This window comes from Labrenzia sp. CP4 (assembly GCF_001579905.1).
Taxonomy (GTDB): Bacteria; Pseudomonadota; Alphaproteobacteria; order Rhizobiales; family Stappiaceae; genus Roseibium; species Roseibium algicola.
Map to the genome: position 1 here is coordinate 1,303,417 of NZ_CP011927.1, position 15,252 is coordinate 1,318,668.

Here is a 15,252-nt window from a genome sequence, read left to right on the forward strand (position 1 = left end):
TTTTTGACCAGCGTCGCCTTCTGCACATCCTGAGCAGTCGCCTAGACCAGCAGTAGCCCGTCTCAGAAGGACGGGATACCGACAGCTTCCTTGGCTTTGTCCGTGAGGGTGTCCTTTACTGCATCCACAATGTCTTCCTTGAGCGGTGTCTCGTGGATATTGCGTTCCAGCAAACGGCTGGAAGACAATTCCCGTGCGAGATAGAACGCAACGGCGCGTCCGCCAAAACCCTTCGAGAAGTTGGCTTTCTGCTGATAGATCGGGTTGCCTCCGCGCAGACCATAACGGCGTGCGCGTTCCATCAGGCCCATCACGAACTGGTAACGTTGCAGACCGCTCATCTGGCGACCATGCTCGAGACCGGCATTGTAGAAGAACCTCTCTCCCGGGACCTTGTCGTGAAGCGCGTAGTCGTGCCCTGGAAAGAGCGCCGCCGCCACGCCGTTTGCGAACCCTTCATAATACTTCTTGCGCAGCTTACGAACCCGCTCGTTTTCCGGATGGAGTTCCTTGAGGGGCTTGAGCAAGGTCTTCAAGAGCGCCTTGTGCGGCGTTAGGAGACCACCGCCACCGTCAATCGCCTCGCCCACGAGAAATCCCGTCAATTCCTTTTGCAGATCGAAATCCTGCGAGTTCGGGACGTGGTTCTGGACGCGGCGGTAAATCATTTCGCGTGCCTGGACGACGAGTTTTTCACCCTCCGGAATGTCGATATTGCGGTTGTCCCATCGTCGGTCGAGGATGGTGCGGCGCTGACGGCGCTCCTCCTGCCTGTGCGCGCGTTCCACCACATCGCCGATCAGCGCATCCCGGAACGGAGCCAGGATAAGACCAGGCTTGGCGCCATCGAACATGAAGTTGAACCCACGAGGGCCGGGCTTGTGGCAGCCGACATATTCTCTCAGGTACCAGTTGATCTCGGCGGGGTCATAGGTCTCGAAGTTGGCATAAGCCACTTCTTCGGCAGGGATGCCGTCGCAGAACTTGCCGATCGTCTCCCAGCTGTCGCCGGCGCCGACAGGCATAACGACTCCGCACCTCACCCAGACGCCGTCGCGCTTTTGTTCCACACGGTTGTGGGGAAAGTAGTTCCTGGGGATGGGGTTCTTTGGTTTTCTGATTTGAACGTGCATCAGATTTACACCTCTATTTCGGTATCACTTGAGTTCTCGTTGAGAGGCTGGATATCACGCGTCCTGCAGGTCGCACTTGTGCGGCATGTCACTTGACTTGAAGGCGGCGGTTTTGAGTTTTGGGGGAAGGTTTTGGCCGTTTTTGAGGACTCAGGGGGAGGGTATGATGCCCCCTCCACCGGTATTCCGGGTGGGTCACGGCGTGGCTGCGCGGTAAGATCCGGGCCCTGGATATCCGCTTGCCTTGGGCGCTTTGCCGTATTCAAAAACTCTGACTATTGCGCTCTTGTGAAAGCGCCTTTGCTTGCGCTGGCAGTGCTGGATTGCTGATCAGCGCGCAGAAGCCCGCTCTTTCTGGATCCAGTCCAAAAACACCTTGGAGGCAGGCGTTTCCGCGTAAGGTGGCGGGGTCCGGACGAAGTAGGCTTCACTCAGGGGCGCCTGATGTTCAAAGGGACGAACAAGGTCACCGCTTCGGAGGAGGTCACCGACGAGCGTGTCATGTGCGAGGACGAGGCCCGCACTGTTCAAGGCTGCCGAAATCGCGATCACATAGGTCGACGCCAGATTGACTTCGGCTTCCCTTGCAAAGGACCTGCCTTGCGAGTTCATCCAACCGGACCAGGAGCCGGTGATGCCCGCGCAGTCGAACAGCCTGCCGCTCTCCAGTGAGCGCTCTTCTTCCGGCAGGCCGGGTGAGCAGACCGGATAGCATTTTTCCTCGGCAAGCCGAATGGCGGCGGTCGGCATGTCCTCCGGACGGGCGAAGCGGATTTCCAGAGAGGCATCGGCCGCGCGCTTCTCGGTGTCCCAGATCGATGTCACGATATTGAGCGTCAGCCAGGGAAATTCTTCGTAAAGTCGGCGAAGGCGCGGGGCCAGCCAATAAACGGAAAAGGCCAGATTGCACTGAAGCGTCAGGTTTCGCCCCAGGTCACTGCCGGTGACAAGCTGCGTGCTCCTTGTGATCAGGTCGAAGGCTTCACGCAGGCTCGGCAGATAGGTTTCCCCTTCGAGCGTCAGTTCCAGGGCACGCGTCTTGCGCACAAAAAGACTGCAGCCGAGCAGGGTCTCGAGGCTGCGTACATGCTGGCTGACCGCGGACTGGGTCAGGTTCAATTCCTGTGAGGCACGGGTGAAGCTGAGATGGCGCGCGGTTGCCTCGAATGCCCGCAACCAGGCCAGCGGAGGCAGTCCAACCGTCTTCATGCGTGCACCTCACTCATTCATCAACTGACATAATGCGTATTAATTTTATTAATGCAACGCCATCGAAAATATTGTTTGTCAATGTTGGAAGCGCTCCCTAGCGTCGAAGAGAAAGCGAGGGAGACAGTGCATGCTGCGTGTTGCAGAACATTCGAACATCACCCACTGGGCGGAGCGGATCGACCTGGCGGCAGCATTCCGCTGGACCGAGCGTCTTGGAATGCACGAAGCTGTCGCAAATCATTTCAGCCTCGCCGTCAATGACGAAGGCACGGCTTTTCTGGTAAACCCCCGTCAGCGGCATTTCAGCCGGATCAGGGCATCCGACCTGATTTTGCTGGATGCAAATGACCCGCAAACGCTGGAACATCCAAACGCTCCGGACCCGACTGCCTGGGGATTGCATGGCGCCATCCACCGGCAACGCCCACATGCACGCTGCGTCATGCATGTGCATTCGGTCCATGCCACGGTTCTGGCCTGTCTTGCCGACAGCACTCTGCCGCCGATCGACCAGAACACCGCGACTTTTTATGGCCGCTTCGCAATTGACGAGAACTATGGCGGACTTGCTTTCGAGGAAGAAGGCGAACGCTGCGCGACGTTGCTTCGCGACCCGAAGATCAAGGTGCTGATCATGGGCAACCACGGCGTTCTGGTCGTCGCCAGTACTGTCGCGGAAGCCTTTGACCGCCTTTATCATTTCGAACGTGCTGCAGAGACCTACATTCGGGCACTGCAGACCGGAAAACCACTGCGCGTTCTAAGCCCTGAGATTGCCGAGAAGACCGCGCAGGAAATTGAAAATTATCCGGGCCTTGGTCACGACCACTTCGCCGAATTGAAAGCCATTCTGGACGACGAAGGCTCGAACTACGCCAGCTAGGCACCGGCACGGCCCAGGCTGCGGACGCAAGGCAGCGGACACTCGAAACAAAATCATGCAAGGCCCGATGGTGACACCGCCGGGCCGGGTGGACGGAATTTGCCAAAATTCCGGTTATCGCGACTGGCCGTCCGCACCGGCAAACAAGTTGAACTGAAACCTATCACGCTCATCAAGGAGAACCATGGAATGGGAGAGGCCTTTACGCCGCAAAACCGACTGGCAGTCTCGCGGCGAAGCGTTCTCGGGGGAACTGTTGCGCTCGGCGCCACGGCTCTTGTATCGTCTCTTGGTATCGGGCCGGCTGTTGCCCAGCCCAAAAAAGGCGGAACGATCCGCTTCGGGATTGCCTCGGGCAATACCAACGACACGTACGATCCGGCAGTTTGGGACAACACCTATTCGCAGGTCTTCGCCTTTGCCCGCAACGGCTACCTGGTGGAGATCGCCTCGGACGGATCCCTCGTCGGGGAAGTGGCGGAAAGCTGGACGTCATCTCCCGATGCAAAGGTCTGGACGTTCAAGATCCGCAGCGGTGTCGAGTTCCACAGCGGCGGTACCGTGACATCTGATGATGTCGTCGCCTCGATCAACTATCACCGCGGCGCGGACAGCAGTTCGGCTGCCAAGCCCTTCCTTGCACCGGTTACCGACATTGCCAGCGACGGCGATACCGTCGTTTTCACGCTGGACGCAGGCAACGCCGATTTCCCTTATGTGGTAAGCGACTACCACATGCCGATCCTGAAGTCTTCGGATGGCAAGATCGATCCCACCAGCGGTGACGGGTGCGGTCCTTACAAAGTCACCAACTTCAAACCCGGCTACATCGCCGAGCTCACGCGCAATCCGAATTACTGGAAATCGGACCGTGCCCATTTCGATGCGGTTGTCCTGATGGCCATTGTTGATCCGGCAGCGCGGCAGGCAGCGTTGATGACCGGAAATGTCGACGTCGTTGACCAGGTGGATCTGAAGACGGTGCATCTGTTCCAGCGCGCACCGGGCGTCCAGATCGTATCGGCGACTGGTGGCCAGCACTATACCTTCGCCATGGACACACGGGCAGCGCCCTTCAACGACAACAATGTCCGCATGGCCTTGAAATACGCCATCGACCGGCAGGAACTTGTCGACAAGATCCTCTTTGGCTATGGCTCGGTTGGCAACGACCACCCGATCAGCCCGGTCAACCGCTTTTACGCAGCCGATCTTGAGCAGACCAGTTATGATCCGGACAAGGCGAAATATTATCTGAAACAGGCGGGCCTCAGCTCACTGGATCTGCAACTCTCCGCCTCCGACGCTGCTTTTGGCGGCGCTGTCGATGCAGCAGTGCTCTATTCAAGCAAGGCTGAGGCGGCCGGTATCAACATTCAGCCGGTGCGCGAGCCCAATGACGGTTATTGGTCCGATGTCTGGATGAAGAAGCCGTTCTGCGCGGTCTACTGGACCGGACGCCCGACTGAGGACGCGACCTTCACGCTCGCTTACGCTGCCGGGGCGCCGTGGAACGATACCTATTGGGACAACGAGCGCTTCAACCGGCTTCTGAGCGAAGCGCGGTCCGAACTCGACGAAGCAAAGCGCGCGGATATGTATCGCGAGATGCAGAACATCGTCAGGACCGATGGCGGCACCATCATCCCCATGTTCGCAAGCTACGTGATGGCACTCAGCGACAAGGTCAATCATCCGGAAAAAGTCGCCGCAAACTGGCCGCTCGACGGTCTGCGCGCTACGGAGCGCTGGTGGTTTAGCTGACTTCGTCTTCTCATATCTGAAGCATTTTTGACTGTCGCCTTGCACGTTGGTTTCCCGCTGGGGGGCAGCGTCGCTTCGGACCATCGGGAATGACGGAGGTGAGACGTCCGCAAACAAAAAACGCCCTCATCCGGAAGGAGAGGGCGTTTTCGTTTCTTGCGGTGTTGGCAGCGATCAGTCGATGACCGAGCCTTCTTCGTCCTTCTTCATGTGACGCATGCGGGCCTTCAGGACCTTTCCGAAGATGATCGGCAGGACGAAGCCGATGATGGCCATGCTCCACAGGGTCAGCGACAGCGGGCTGTCGATCAGGGTGAACCAGTCGCCGTTGCTGATGGTGATCGCGCGGCGCAGGTTGTTTTCCATGGCGTTGCCGAGAAGCGTTCCGAGGATGATCGGGACCAGCGGCACGTCCAGCTTGCGCAGCACCCAGCCCAGCACACCGAAGCCGACCATGACCAGAAGGTCGAAGGAGGAGCCGGAGATGCCGTAGATGCCGACGAAGCTGACCATGGCCACGATGGGCATGAGGATGCGCGGCGGGATCAACAGGACGCGGGTGAAGAGACCGATCATCGGAATGTTCATGGCCAGCAGCATGAAGTTGGCAATGAACAGGGCCGCGATCAGACCCCAGACCACATCCGGCTGCTGGGTGAACAGCAGCGGGCCCGGGGTGATGTTGAGCGCCAGCAAAACCGCCAGCAGCACGGCCGTGGTCCCGGAACCGGGAACGCCGAGGGCGAGCATCGGCACCAGCGCACCGCCCGCGGCGGCGTTGTTGCCGGCTTCAGGCGCGGCGACACCGCGCGGGTCGCCCTTGCCGAAGGTGCCTTCCTTGTCGACCAGTTTCTTCTCGAACGTATAGGAGATGAACGAGCCGAGCGACGCGCCGGCACCAGGCAGAACGCCGGCAATGAAGCCGAGCAGACTGGTGCGCAGCATGGTCGGGGTGCAGGACTTCAGCAGCGAGAAGCTGGGCATCAGCCGGCCTACGGAAACCTTGCTGGAGTTGGCGTCGGCATTGCCGTGGCGGTGTTCCAGGAACAGGAAGACCTCGGACAGAGCAAACAGGCCGACGATGGCAACCAGAAAGTCGATCCCGTCGTAGAGGTGCACTTCGCCGAAGGTGAAGCGCGGCACGCCGGTCTGGGTGTCGACGCCGACGGTGGCAAGGCCAATGCCGAGCGCGGCTGCGAAGGCGGTCTTGGCCTGGTTGGTCGAGGCAACGCCGCCCAGGGTGGCGAAGGCCAGGGTGAACAGGGCGAAATATTCCGCCGGACCGAACAGAAGCGCGATCTTGACCAGCTGCGGTGCCAGCAGGATCAGGCCCCAGGTGGCCAGGAAGGCACCGACGAAGGAGGCAACACCCGACAGCGAGAGGGCCTCGCCTGCGCGGCCTTGCTGGGCCATCGGGTAACCGTCGAGACAGGTCATCATCGCCGGTTCGTCACCGGGAATGTTCAAGAGGATCGACGAGATACGCCCGCCGTACATGGCGCCGTAATAGACCGACGTCAGCAGGATCAATGACGGCGTGGCGCCGAGACCGAGCGTGAACGCAAGCGGGATGAGGATGGCGACGCCATTGGACGGGCCAAGGCCCGGCAGGGCGCCCATGATGGTGCCGAGAAAGCAGCCGAGCAGGGCCAGCAGCAGGTTCTGCCAGGTCAGCGCGATGACGAAGCCGTCGGCCAGTGAAGAGAGAGTTTCCATGGCGATGCTCCGTTAAAAGCCGAACGGGCCCTTGGCCAGGGAGAGGCCAAGAACGAGGTGGAAGACCGCATAGATGCCGAGCGAAGTCAGGCAGCCGGTGATAAGCGAGCCGATCGGTGAAGAGCCGAGGCGCCAGGTCAGATAGGCAGCGGCAACGGCTGTCGCGATGATGAAGCCGGCTTCCGGCAGAAGTATCGCGTAGAGGATCATCGCCAGCACTGCCATGGCGACTTCAAGCAGACGCGGCAGCGACGGCCATTCCGGCGCGACGTCGGGTTTCAGGAAAATCGCCAGCGACGACAGACCCAACACGGATGCGATGATCAGGGGGAACGCCTTCGGGCCGACGGCGTCGGACAGAAAGCTTTCTTCGATGACAAGAGCGGCCCAGGCATATCCCAGCGCGAGAAGTAGCCCGACCGCGCCAAAGATGCGGTCGCTCATGGATACCTTCCTAATAGCGGCTCCTCCCCAAGTCCGGCGGCCGCCCCTTATGTGTTCTGTTGTTTGTTGGCACCCGAAGTGTGCCACTGTGTCCGCCGACAATCCACTTTGCCCAATCGGGCGGACAATGATCAGGCAGACATACTTCCGGCGTTACGCTGTCAGTCTCAAAGCTGCGTGCGGTAAACCGGATATTGCCCGCGTTCGGACGCGTCCTGAAAAAGAAGGGGGCACATGGACTGCGCCCCCTCCAGTCGGACTGACGGCATTCTTATTTGATGATGCCGATTTCTTTGGAGATGTTCTGGATCTGCTGAACCGAGTTGGCAACGAATTCCTGGAACTCGGCACCCTGCAGGTCGAGCGGAGCCAGACCGTTTGCAGCCATGATGCCTTTCCATTCTTCACTTGCGTACAGATCGGAGATCTTGGACACCCATGCGTTATAGGCGTCGTCGGACATGTTGCCCGGTGCGTAGAAACCGCGCCAGTTTGCGCCGATCGCGTCGACACCCTGTTCCTTTGCCGTCGGGAAGTCGGCGAATTCGCCGGACAGACGCTCAGGTGCCAGAACAGCGATCACCTTGATGTCGCCACTGTCGACAAAGCCCTTGGCTTCGGAAATGTCACCGGTGAAAGCCTGGACGGAACCGGCCAGAAGCTGGGTCACGGCTTCACCACCACCGTCGAAAGCGATGTATTTCACGGTGCGGACGTCTTCGATGCCGTAAGCGTTTGCAGCGATCAGAACCTTCAGGTGATCCCAGCCACCAACAGCGGAACCGCCGGCAACGGACACGGACGTCGGGTCGGATTTCATCTGGTCGAGAAGTTCCGGCAGGGTATTGATCGGGCTGTCGGCCGCAACGGCGATCACGCCGTAGTCAGCGCCAACGGAAGCCACCCAGCGAACCTGGTCCATGGTGTTGCCCGGGAAGGCACCCTGGGCAAGGCGGGTTGCGGTTGCCGAGGAAGCTGCAACGATCAGGTCGTTGTCGTCGCCGCGCTTGTTGACGACTTCAGCATAGGCCACACCGCCGCCGCCGCCAGCCAGGTTCACAACCTGCATGGTCTTGTCGAGAAGCTTCAGGTCCTGAAGGGTCTTGCCGACCTGGCGGCAGGTGAAGTCCCAGCCACCACCCGGGTTGGCCGGTGCGATGCACTCCGGGTTTTCCGGCGTGAAATCGGCAGCTGTTGCGCCGAAAGCGGATGCGCCAAGGAATGCGGCCGCCAGCAGAAGGCGGGTCGTTTTGAATGCCATGTTGTGTTTCCTCCACATGTGCAAGGCTTTTGGTGAGCCCCTGGTATCCGTTGTGCCGCGTTAAAGCGGGTCCTCCCAACGGACGTGAGGAGAGCCTAGCGCCAAACCCTGTCATCAACCTGTCACCAGGGGGCACATTGCTTGCAAGCAGCGAAATTGCGGGGCAAGACTGGAGGCGGGAGGAACGAATCTTTGCGCCTTTTGCTCGTTGAAGACACGTTTGACATGGCGGAGGCGATCATGATCCGGCTGGACCGGTCAGGCATTGCCTGCGATCTGGCAAAGTCGCTGGAAGAGGCGAGGGCCTGCGTCAACGTTCAGCATTACGACGTGATCGTTCTTGATATCAATTTGCCGGATGGCCTGGGCACCGAGCTGCTGAAAGAGATCAGGTCTCGGGGCGAGCGCACGCCGGTGCTGATGCTGACGGCGGAATTTTCCGTCGATGACAGGGTATCCTCGCTCAATTCCGGGGCGGATGATTACCTGGTCAAGCCGTTCGACCACCGCGAACTTGAAGCCCGCATCCGCGCACTCTATCGACGCGAACAGGGCGACAAGGCCGAGGAACTGACGCTCGGCAGCCTCACGTTCAATGCTTCCGCGCGGGTCGTGCGTCAGGGCGACAGCCCGATCAATCTGACCCGGCGCGAATTCTCGCTGCTGGAGATCCTGGTCCGCAATCGCGGCAAGACCGTCAGCAAGGAACGTCTGTTCGAAGGGGTGTTCAGTTTCCAGGACACCGACGTCAGCATGAACGCGCTGGAGCTTTATGTTGCGCGGCTGCGCAAGAAACTCTCGGGCGGATCTGTCAGGATCGAGACCCAGAGAGGGCTTGGTTACAAGCTGGAAGTCGATGACTGATCTCATCCGCAGGCTGGCGTCGACCTCGCTCACCGCACGTGTTGCCTTCGGGATTGCCTTTCTGCTGATCTTCGGCGGGGTGATCGTTTCCATCGCGGCATTCGCCTATGGCCGGGAGGCGGCCAGAAGCGCCTACGACCGGTTGCTCCTGGGCGCGGCGACAGGCATTGCCTCGTCGATCACCGTTCAGGACGACAGGCCCGTCATCGAGTTGCCGGTTTCGGCGTTCGAGTTGCTGGCGCTCGCCCCCGACGACAGGATCGGCTATCGCATTATCGGCCCGGAGGGTGCGACGCTGACCGGCTATGATGAAATCACCCTGCCGACAGGCCGGCGCGATTTCCGGGAAGGGTTTTTCGACGGTTCGTTCTTTGGAGAGCCGGCCCGTTTTGCCGTGGTCTCGCGCCGATTTGCCGAGCGTACGCTCAACGGCACGATCAAGGTGGTTGTCGGCCAGACCCTGCGGGCGCGTAACGACATGGCCTATGACATCACCCGCAAGGCGCTCTACGTGCTTGCAGCCTCCGGCCTGGCAATGGTGCTGTTGTCGGTCGTCGTCGTCCGCTCGGTGCTGCAGCCGCTGGAACGGATCGCCGGCGGTCTCTCGGCACGGGACCCCCACGACCTGACACCGCTCGACACCTCGGTGCCGCGGGAAACGGCGGTGATGATCAATGCCCTCAACGGTTTCATGGCCCGTCTCGACCGGCAGATGAATTCCATGCGGCATCTGATCTCCGACACCGCGCATCAGCTCAGGACGCCTGTCGCTGCCCTCAGGGCCCAGGCGGATCTCTTCACCGACGAAGCGGAACTTTCCCGCAAGGAAAAGATCGTCGAGAGGATACAGACCCGAACGGCAAGCCTCGGCCGTCTGCTCGACCAGCTTCTGAGCCAGGCACTGGTGATTCACCGCGGCGACAGCGCCAGACGGGAGAAGGTGGACTTGCGCGATATTGCCCTCGACGTTTTCGAGGAAGGCGATCACGCTGTTCTCAATCCGGAATTCGACGTGATCCTGGATATCGGCGAAGACCCTGTCGAAGTGCTGGCGGATGTGCAATCGCTGAAGGAAGCCCTGAAGAACCTCCTGAACAACGCGCTCAAATACGGCCGCTCGCCGGTACGGATCGGGGCTTCGCTGCAAGGTGGGCGGGCCAGTATCTGGGTGGAAGATGCGGGCGGTGGACCGGTGGATGGGGTTCTTGCCGAACTGGGGTCCCGTTTCAACAAGGGCGCGCTGTCGCGGCAAAGCAGTTCCGGCTTGGGTCTTGCGATCGCGCATTCCGTCGCCCTTTCCTACGATGGCGAATTGCGCCTGGAAAAGACGGGTGGGGCGCGTTTTCGTGCAGCCCTTGTGTTTGCAGCCGTTCCGGAGGGCCGGACATGAAGTGGCCCGCCTATCTGCTGAAGTGCCTGGCTGGAGTCGTGATGCTGCTTGCCACCGGCAGGGCCGTGTCGGCCCAGGAGCTGGTGGAAAATTTCGGACCGGAGACCACCAACCGTGTGCTGGTGGTGCGCTCCACGACGGATATTTCCATCTTCGGTCCCGTGGTCGAAAGCTTCCTGCGCACCCGGCCCGGGTTGCAGGTGCGCTACGAGCAATGGGGATCGAACGAACTCTACCGCCTGACCCGCCGGGACTGCCGCGACGGCGTTCCAGGCGCCGACATTGTCATCAGCTCCGGTGTTCACCAGATGGTGCAGCTGGTCAACGAAGCCTGCGCAGCGTCTTACCGCTCACGGTTGACCGAACAGTTGCCGGAAGCCCTTCGCTGGCGCGACGAATTGTGGGGCATCACCCGCGAGCCCGCGGTGATCGTCTATAACCGCGAGCTGGTGCCCGTGGAGGATATTCCGCAGACCCGCTTCGACCTGCTCGATCTCCTTCGGCCTTCCGGCACTCCCTATGCCGGGCGGGTCGCGACCTATGACATCGAGCAGTCGGGGCTTGGGTATCTGTTTGCTTTTGCCGACGCGCAGGAAGCAACCACCTTCGGCGCGCTTCAGGAATCCTTCGGCCGCTCACAGGCGATTTCCACCTGTTGCTCGGTCGACATCATCAAGGGTGTTGCCGAGGGGCGCTACCTGATCGCCTACAACGTGCTTGGCTCCTACGCCCAGGGCTATCAGCTGAACGACGACCGGATCGGCATCGTGCTGCCGTCCGACTACACACTGGTCCTGTCGCGCACCTTCATGATCCCGAAGCAGGCAAACAACGAAGCCGAGGCCGAGGCGTTCCTGGATTTTCTCTTGTCCTCGGAAGGCACGCTTGCGCTTCGGACCGCATTGCTGATCAGCCCGCTTCTGGAAACGGAGGATGGCAATGAAGGCGAGGTCCTGAGTTCGACAGCCCTGCGGCCGATCGGTCTTTCCCCTGCGCTCATGGTCGCACTGGATGCCCTGACCCGGGAAACCTTTTTGCGCCGCTGGCGGTCGACGTTTCCCGGGCCATGAGGCGCCGGCAGGCGCGTTGCATGACGCCCGTTTCAGGTCCTCAGGAAACGCCCAGGAAGGGATAAGGCCCCGGAAAGGTGCCGACCGGAATGAGGTGCGTCAGGAAACCATTGTCACGCCATTCGTGAAGCAGCATCCCGCCGGGTTCCTTGGTCAGACTGTTGCCGGCGTTGGTGCGCTGGTCCAGCGTGACCGCATGCGAGGTGCCGGGGCAGACCTGACACAGGCTGCCGGAAAAGAGGCCGGCGATGGAGCGGTGCAGATGGCCGCAGACCAGCCGAACCTGCCCGGAATGAAGGGAGAGGGCGGTGCCCAGGCTGTCTGCGTCGTGCAGGTTCTGCGCGTCCATCGCCCTGATCCCCACGGCAAAGGGAGGGTGATGAAAACCGACTATCGCGGGTTTGTCGCCAAGACCGGAGAGCGCGTCCGTCAGGAAGGACAGGGTTGCCGGTTCAAGTGTTCCATGCGCTGCGTTTTCGGTAAGGCTGTCGAGCCCGACAACGGCAAAGTCTTCAAAATCGATCTGCCAGTCCAGGGGGCCGGTGCGGGGCATCCACTGTGTGTCTGCGAAGCTCTCCCGCATCGGCTCGCGCCGGTCGTGGTTGCCCGGCAGCACCCTGTAGGGCAGGTCGAGGTCCGCCATCAGCATCTTGAAGCGGTCGTATTCTTCCGGCGTTCCATGTTCGGTCAGGTCGCCGGTAACGATCACGAGGTCTACTGGACCGATCTGCGGCAGCAGGCGGTTGATTGTGGCGACCGTTTCGGCAAGGGCCGCGGCCGTGTCGACCTGTCCGTAGGCGAGTGCTCCTTCAGGAACAATGTGGGTGTCTGAAATCTGAATGATCTTGGTCATGAATGGGTCGATGTCTGGTCTGCAAGGAAGATGAGGTCGGAGGGATCAATGGTGAGGCGCACGGTGCTGCCGGTTTCAGGGGCTGTCCTGCCCGGGTGCTGAAGATAGAGAAGGCCGGCATCCGGAAGGACGCCGCCCACGGCGAGACGGAAATGACCGCCGGAGAACGTGACGGTTTCCACCGTTCCCGACAAGGATCCTGTCTGGTCTAGGCGGACGTTTTCCGACCGTATGTAAGCTGTTTTGCCGGCGGCGCCAGCGGGAAGCTTCAACTGTCCGCCGGGCAGCTGCAGTACATCGTTTTCCATGTGTCCGGTCAATGGCATGGCGTTGCCGATGAACCGGGCGACGAAGGCATTGGCCGGAGTGTGGTACAGCTCTTCTGGCCGGCCGACCTGAAGCATGGTTCCGTTCGACATCACCGCGATCCGGTCCGCGATCGCCATCGCCTCGCTCTGGTCGTGGGTGACGAAAACAGCCGTGATCCGGAATTGCCGCAGCATGGCGGCCAGTTCGTCACGCAGGTTGTCGCGCAAGGCGGCGTCCAGCGCGGACAGGGGTTCGTCCAGCAGCAGGATCCTGGGGCGCGGTGCGACGGCACGGGCCAGGGCCACCCGTTGGCGCTGCCCGCCCGACAGGGCATTTGTCGGGCGATCGGCGTAGTCGGTAAGGCGGCACAGGCTCAGCACCTCGTCCACACGTTGCCGGCGTTCTTCCGCCGGCACTTTTCTAACCTTCAGGCCGTAGCCGACATTCGCGCGCACGCTCATGTTGGGAAAGAGCGCATAGGACTGGAACACCATGCCGACATTGCGATGTTCCACGGCAAGTCCGGTCACGTCGGTTTCGTCGAACCGGATCCGGCTGCCCGCATCGGGGCGCTCCAGTCCGGCAATGATGCGCAGCAGGGTCGTCTTGCCACAGCCGGAGGGACCGAGCAGCGACAGGATTTCGCCGGGACCAACGGTCAGATTGGTCGGGCAGAGAGCCCGCGTACCATCGGCAAAGGTCTTGGCGGCGTTTTCGATTGTCAGGGTCATTGAGCGATCCTTTGCGCTCTGGCGGAGGCCCATTGCATTGCCATCAACAGCGGTACGATCATCGCGAAGAAGACGAGCGTGTAGGCGGAGGCGACCTCCAGCCGCATGGAGGCATAGCTGTCGGCAAGGCCGACGGGCAGGGTTTTCAGATAAGGTGTGTGCAACATCCAGGTGAGGTTGAATTCGCCGATGGAGAGCGTCACCACGGTCAGGGCACCAGCCAGGATGCCCGGCATGGCATTGGGGATGATCACCGTTCGAAACCGCGTGAAGGCAGACGCGCCAAGTGTCGCCGCGCTTTCTTCAAGGCTGCGGAAATCCATGGCCATCAGAACGGCCAAGACGGATCGCACCATGAACGGCAGCGTGTAGAGAACATGGCCGACGAGAATGAAGGTCCAGGACGTGCGGAACCCGGACAAGGTCCCGTAAAGCTGCAAGAGCGCGAGCGCCAGTGCGAGGCCGGGAATGGCGAGCGGCAACGAGATGAACTCTTCCAGCAGGCGCGACAGGCGTCCGGGATTCCTGGCTAGGGCGTAGGCCGCCGGAACGCCGATCATCAGAGTGACGGCAAGGCAGGCTATCGCGAGCCAGAGCGACAGGAAGATGCTGGCGGAATATAACTCCCAGACCCGCCCGATCCATTTCAGGGTCAGGCCCGAGGATAGACCGCGGAAGTAGTTGGCTGTCACCCCGGCCAGGATCGACTGGATGGCCGGGACCAGCAGAAAGGCGGCGATAACAAGCGTGACCGCACATTGCAGCCACCAGGCGAGGGATCTTTTCATGTCAGCCTCCCGCCGCAACTGTCGTTCCCGCAAAACTGCGGGCGATGTAAAGCAGGGCCCAGGTCACAAGGCCCAGCAGAACGGACAGGGCTGACGCCATGGCGATGTTCGCCGAGAGGGTGAATTCGGTATAGATCACCATCGGCAGGACATCGATATTGGTGGCCAGCGTGAAGGCGGTTCCGAAGGCTCCCATGGCGGTGGCAAAGGCGATTGCACCGGCGGCTACGAGGGACGGGGCAAGACCGGGCAGGATCACGTCGATGACAATGCGCCTCGGCGATGCGCCGAGGGTGCGGGCGGCTTCTTCCAGTGCGGGGTCGAGTTTTTCAACGGCGGCCATCACCGTCAGCAGGACGCGCGGGATGGAAAAATAGAGATAGCCGAGAAAGAGGCCTGTCAGCGAATAGGCGAACACGACGTGCCCGGGCAATAGCTGGTTGAACAGCCCCTGACGTCCTCCCAGGAGGATGATCAGGAAGCCGATGACGACGCCCGGAAAAGCCAGCGGCAGCGTCAGGACGGAAAGCAGCAGGCCGCGTCCGAAGAACCGGTTTCGCGCCAGGAACAGGCCGGCGGTGGTTGCCAGAGCGAGCGCGGCAAGGCTGACCGCCAGCGACACCAGCACCGTGTTGACCAGGGTTTCAAGATATCGAGGCGTTTGCAGGATCTGCAGGTAGATGTTCCAGCCGGCTTCCGATTCAAAAGAAGCCTGAACCAGGCGCACCAGCGGCAGAGCCAGAAAAGCGAGGGCGAATACCGCCAGCGGTAAAAGGCAGGCGGTCACGAATGTTCTGTCGGACATGAAGAATGCCTTCGGAAAAACAGGCCGGA

The 15,252-nt window shown here is 60.9% G+C and carries 14 protein-coding genes; 5 read left to right on the forward strand and 9 right to left on the reverse strand.

The features are described 5' to 3' along the window. Positions 1–62: 62 nt before the first annotated feature. Positions 63–1,025 carry a hypothetical protein gene (locus tag ACP90_RS06030; protein ID WP_055656214.1) on the reverse strand — a complete coding sequence of 321 codons (963 nt, stop codon included), beginning with the start codon at positions 1,023–1,025 and terminating at the stop codon, positions 63–65. Positions 1,026–1,463: 438 nt separating this feature from the next. Further along, positions 1,464–2,342 carry a LysR family transcriptional regulator gene (locus ACP90_RS06035; RefSeq protein WP_062487324.1) on the reverse strand — a complete coding sequence of 293 codons (879 nt, stop codon included), beginning with the start codon at positions 2,340–2,342 and terminating at the stop codon, positions 1,464–1,466. A 130-nt stretch (positions 2,343–2,472) separates the two neighbouring features. Here ACP90_RS06035 and ACP90_RS06040 point away from each other — a divergent pair, with 130 nt between their 5' ends. After that, positions 2,473–3,228 carry a class II aldolase and adducin N-terminal domain-containing protein gene (locus ACP90_RS06040; RefSeq protein ID WP_062487326.1) on the forward strand — a complete coding sequence of 252 codons (756 nt, stop codon included), beginning with the start codon at positions 2,473–2,475 and terminating at the stop codon, positions 3,226–3,228. 189 nt (positions 3,229–3,417) lie between these two features. Further along, entirely contained in the window at positions 3,418–4,992 is a 1,575-nt protein-coding gene (locus ACP90_RS06045) for an ABC transporter substrate-binding protein (protein ID WP_062487328.1), read from the forward strand. A gap of 174 nt (positions 4,993–5,166) precedes the next feature. Here the strand turns inward: ACP90_RS06045 and ACP90_RS06050 are convergent, their stop codons facing one another. The 3 genes from ACP90_RS06050 to ACP90_RS06060 form a co-directional block, all read right to left on the reverse strand. Continuing rightward, positions 5,167–6,708, reverse strand: coding sequence for a tripartite tricarboxylate transporter permease (locus ACP90_RS06050; protein WP_062487330.1), 1,542 nt, complete (start codon positions 6,706–6,708; stop codon positions 5,167–5,169). Positions 6,709–6,720: 12 nt separating this feature from the next. Then, positions 6,721–7,152 carry a tripartite tricarboxylate transporter TctB family protein gene (locus ACP90_RS06055; protein WP_055656205.1) on the reverse strand — a complete coding sequence of 144 codons (432 nt, stop codon included), beginning with the start codon at positions 7,150–7,152 and terminating at the stop codon, positions 6,721–6,723. Between the two features lie 271 nt (positions 7,153–7,423). Then, entirely contained in the window at positions 7,424–8,413 is a 990-nt protein-coding gene (locus tag ACP90_RS06060; RefSeq protein ID WP_023003140.1) for a tripartite tricarboxylate transporter substrate-binding protein, read from the reverse strand. A 192-nt stretch (positions 8,414–8,605) separates the two neighbouring features. Between ACP90_RS06060 and ACP90_RS06065 the strand changes: the two genes are divergently transcribed. Genes ACP90_RS06065 through ACP90_RS06075 form a run of 3 tightly spaced genes read left to right on the forward strand, consistent with a single transcriptional unit; the run spans position 8,606 to position 11,737 of the window. Beyond that, the gene (locus ACP90_RS06065) at positions 8,606–9,277 is read left to right on the forward strand and encodes a response regulator transcription factor (RefSeq protein WP_023003141.1); all 672 of its coding nucleotides are present in this window, start codon (positions 8,606–8,608) and stop codon (positions 9,275–9,277) included. After that, positions 9,270–10,667, forward strand: coding sequence for a sensor histidine kinase (locus tag ACP90_RS06070; RefSeq protein WP_062487332.1), 1,398 nt, complete (start codon positions 9,270–9,272; stop codon positions 10,665–10,667). The genes ACP90_RS06065 and ACP90_RS06070 overlap by 8 nt, the downstream gene beginning before the upstream one ends. Beyond that, positions 10,664–11,737, forward strand: coding sequence for an extracellular solute-binding protein (locus ACP90_RS06075; RefSeq protein ID WP_082809673.1), 1,074 nt, complete (start codon positions 10,664–10,666; stop codon positions 11,735–11,737). The genes ACP90_RS06070 and ACP90_RS06075 overlap by 4 nt, the downstream gene beginning before the upstream one ends. A gap of 40 nt (positions 11,738–11,777) precedes the next feature. Here ACP90_RS06075 and ACP90_RS06080 read toward each other — a convergent pair whose 3' ends face one another. Genes ACP90_RS06080 through ACP90_RS06095 form a run of 4 tightly spaced genes read right to left on the reverse strand, consistent with a single transcriptional unit; the run spans position 11,778 to position 15,223 of the window. After that, on the reverse strand, positions 11,778–12,590 hold the full coding sequence (locus tag ACP90_RS06080; protein ID WP_062487334.1) for a phosphodiesterase: 813 nt from the start codon (positions 12,588–12,590) through the stop codon (positions 11,778–11,780). After that, positions 12,587–13,630 (reverse strand): ABC transporter ATP-binding protein, encoded by a 1,044-nt coding sequence (locus tag ACP90_RS06085; protein WP_062491416.1) that lies wholly within the window; start codon positions 13,628–13,630, stop codon positions 12,587–12,589. Before ACP90_RS06085 ends, ACP90_RS06080 begins: the two co-directional genes overlap by 4 nt. Continuing rightward, positions 13,627–14,418: an ABC transporter permease subunit gene (locus ACP90_RS06090; protein ID WP_062487336.1), complete on the reverse strand. Its 792-nt coding sequence runs from the start codon at positions 14,416–14,418 to the stop codon at positions 13,627–13,629. The genes ACP90_RS06085 and ACP90_RS06090 overlap by 4 nt, the downstream gene beginning before the upstream one ends. 1 nt (position 14,419) lies before the next feature. Next, positions 14,420–15,223, reverse strand: coding sequence for an ABC transporter permease subunit (locus tag ACP90_RS06095; RefSeq protein WP_062487338.1), 804 nt, complete (start codon positions 15,221–15,223; stop codon positions 14,420–14,422). Between the last annotated feature and the right edge of the window lie 29 nt (positions 15,224–15,252).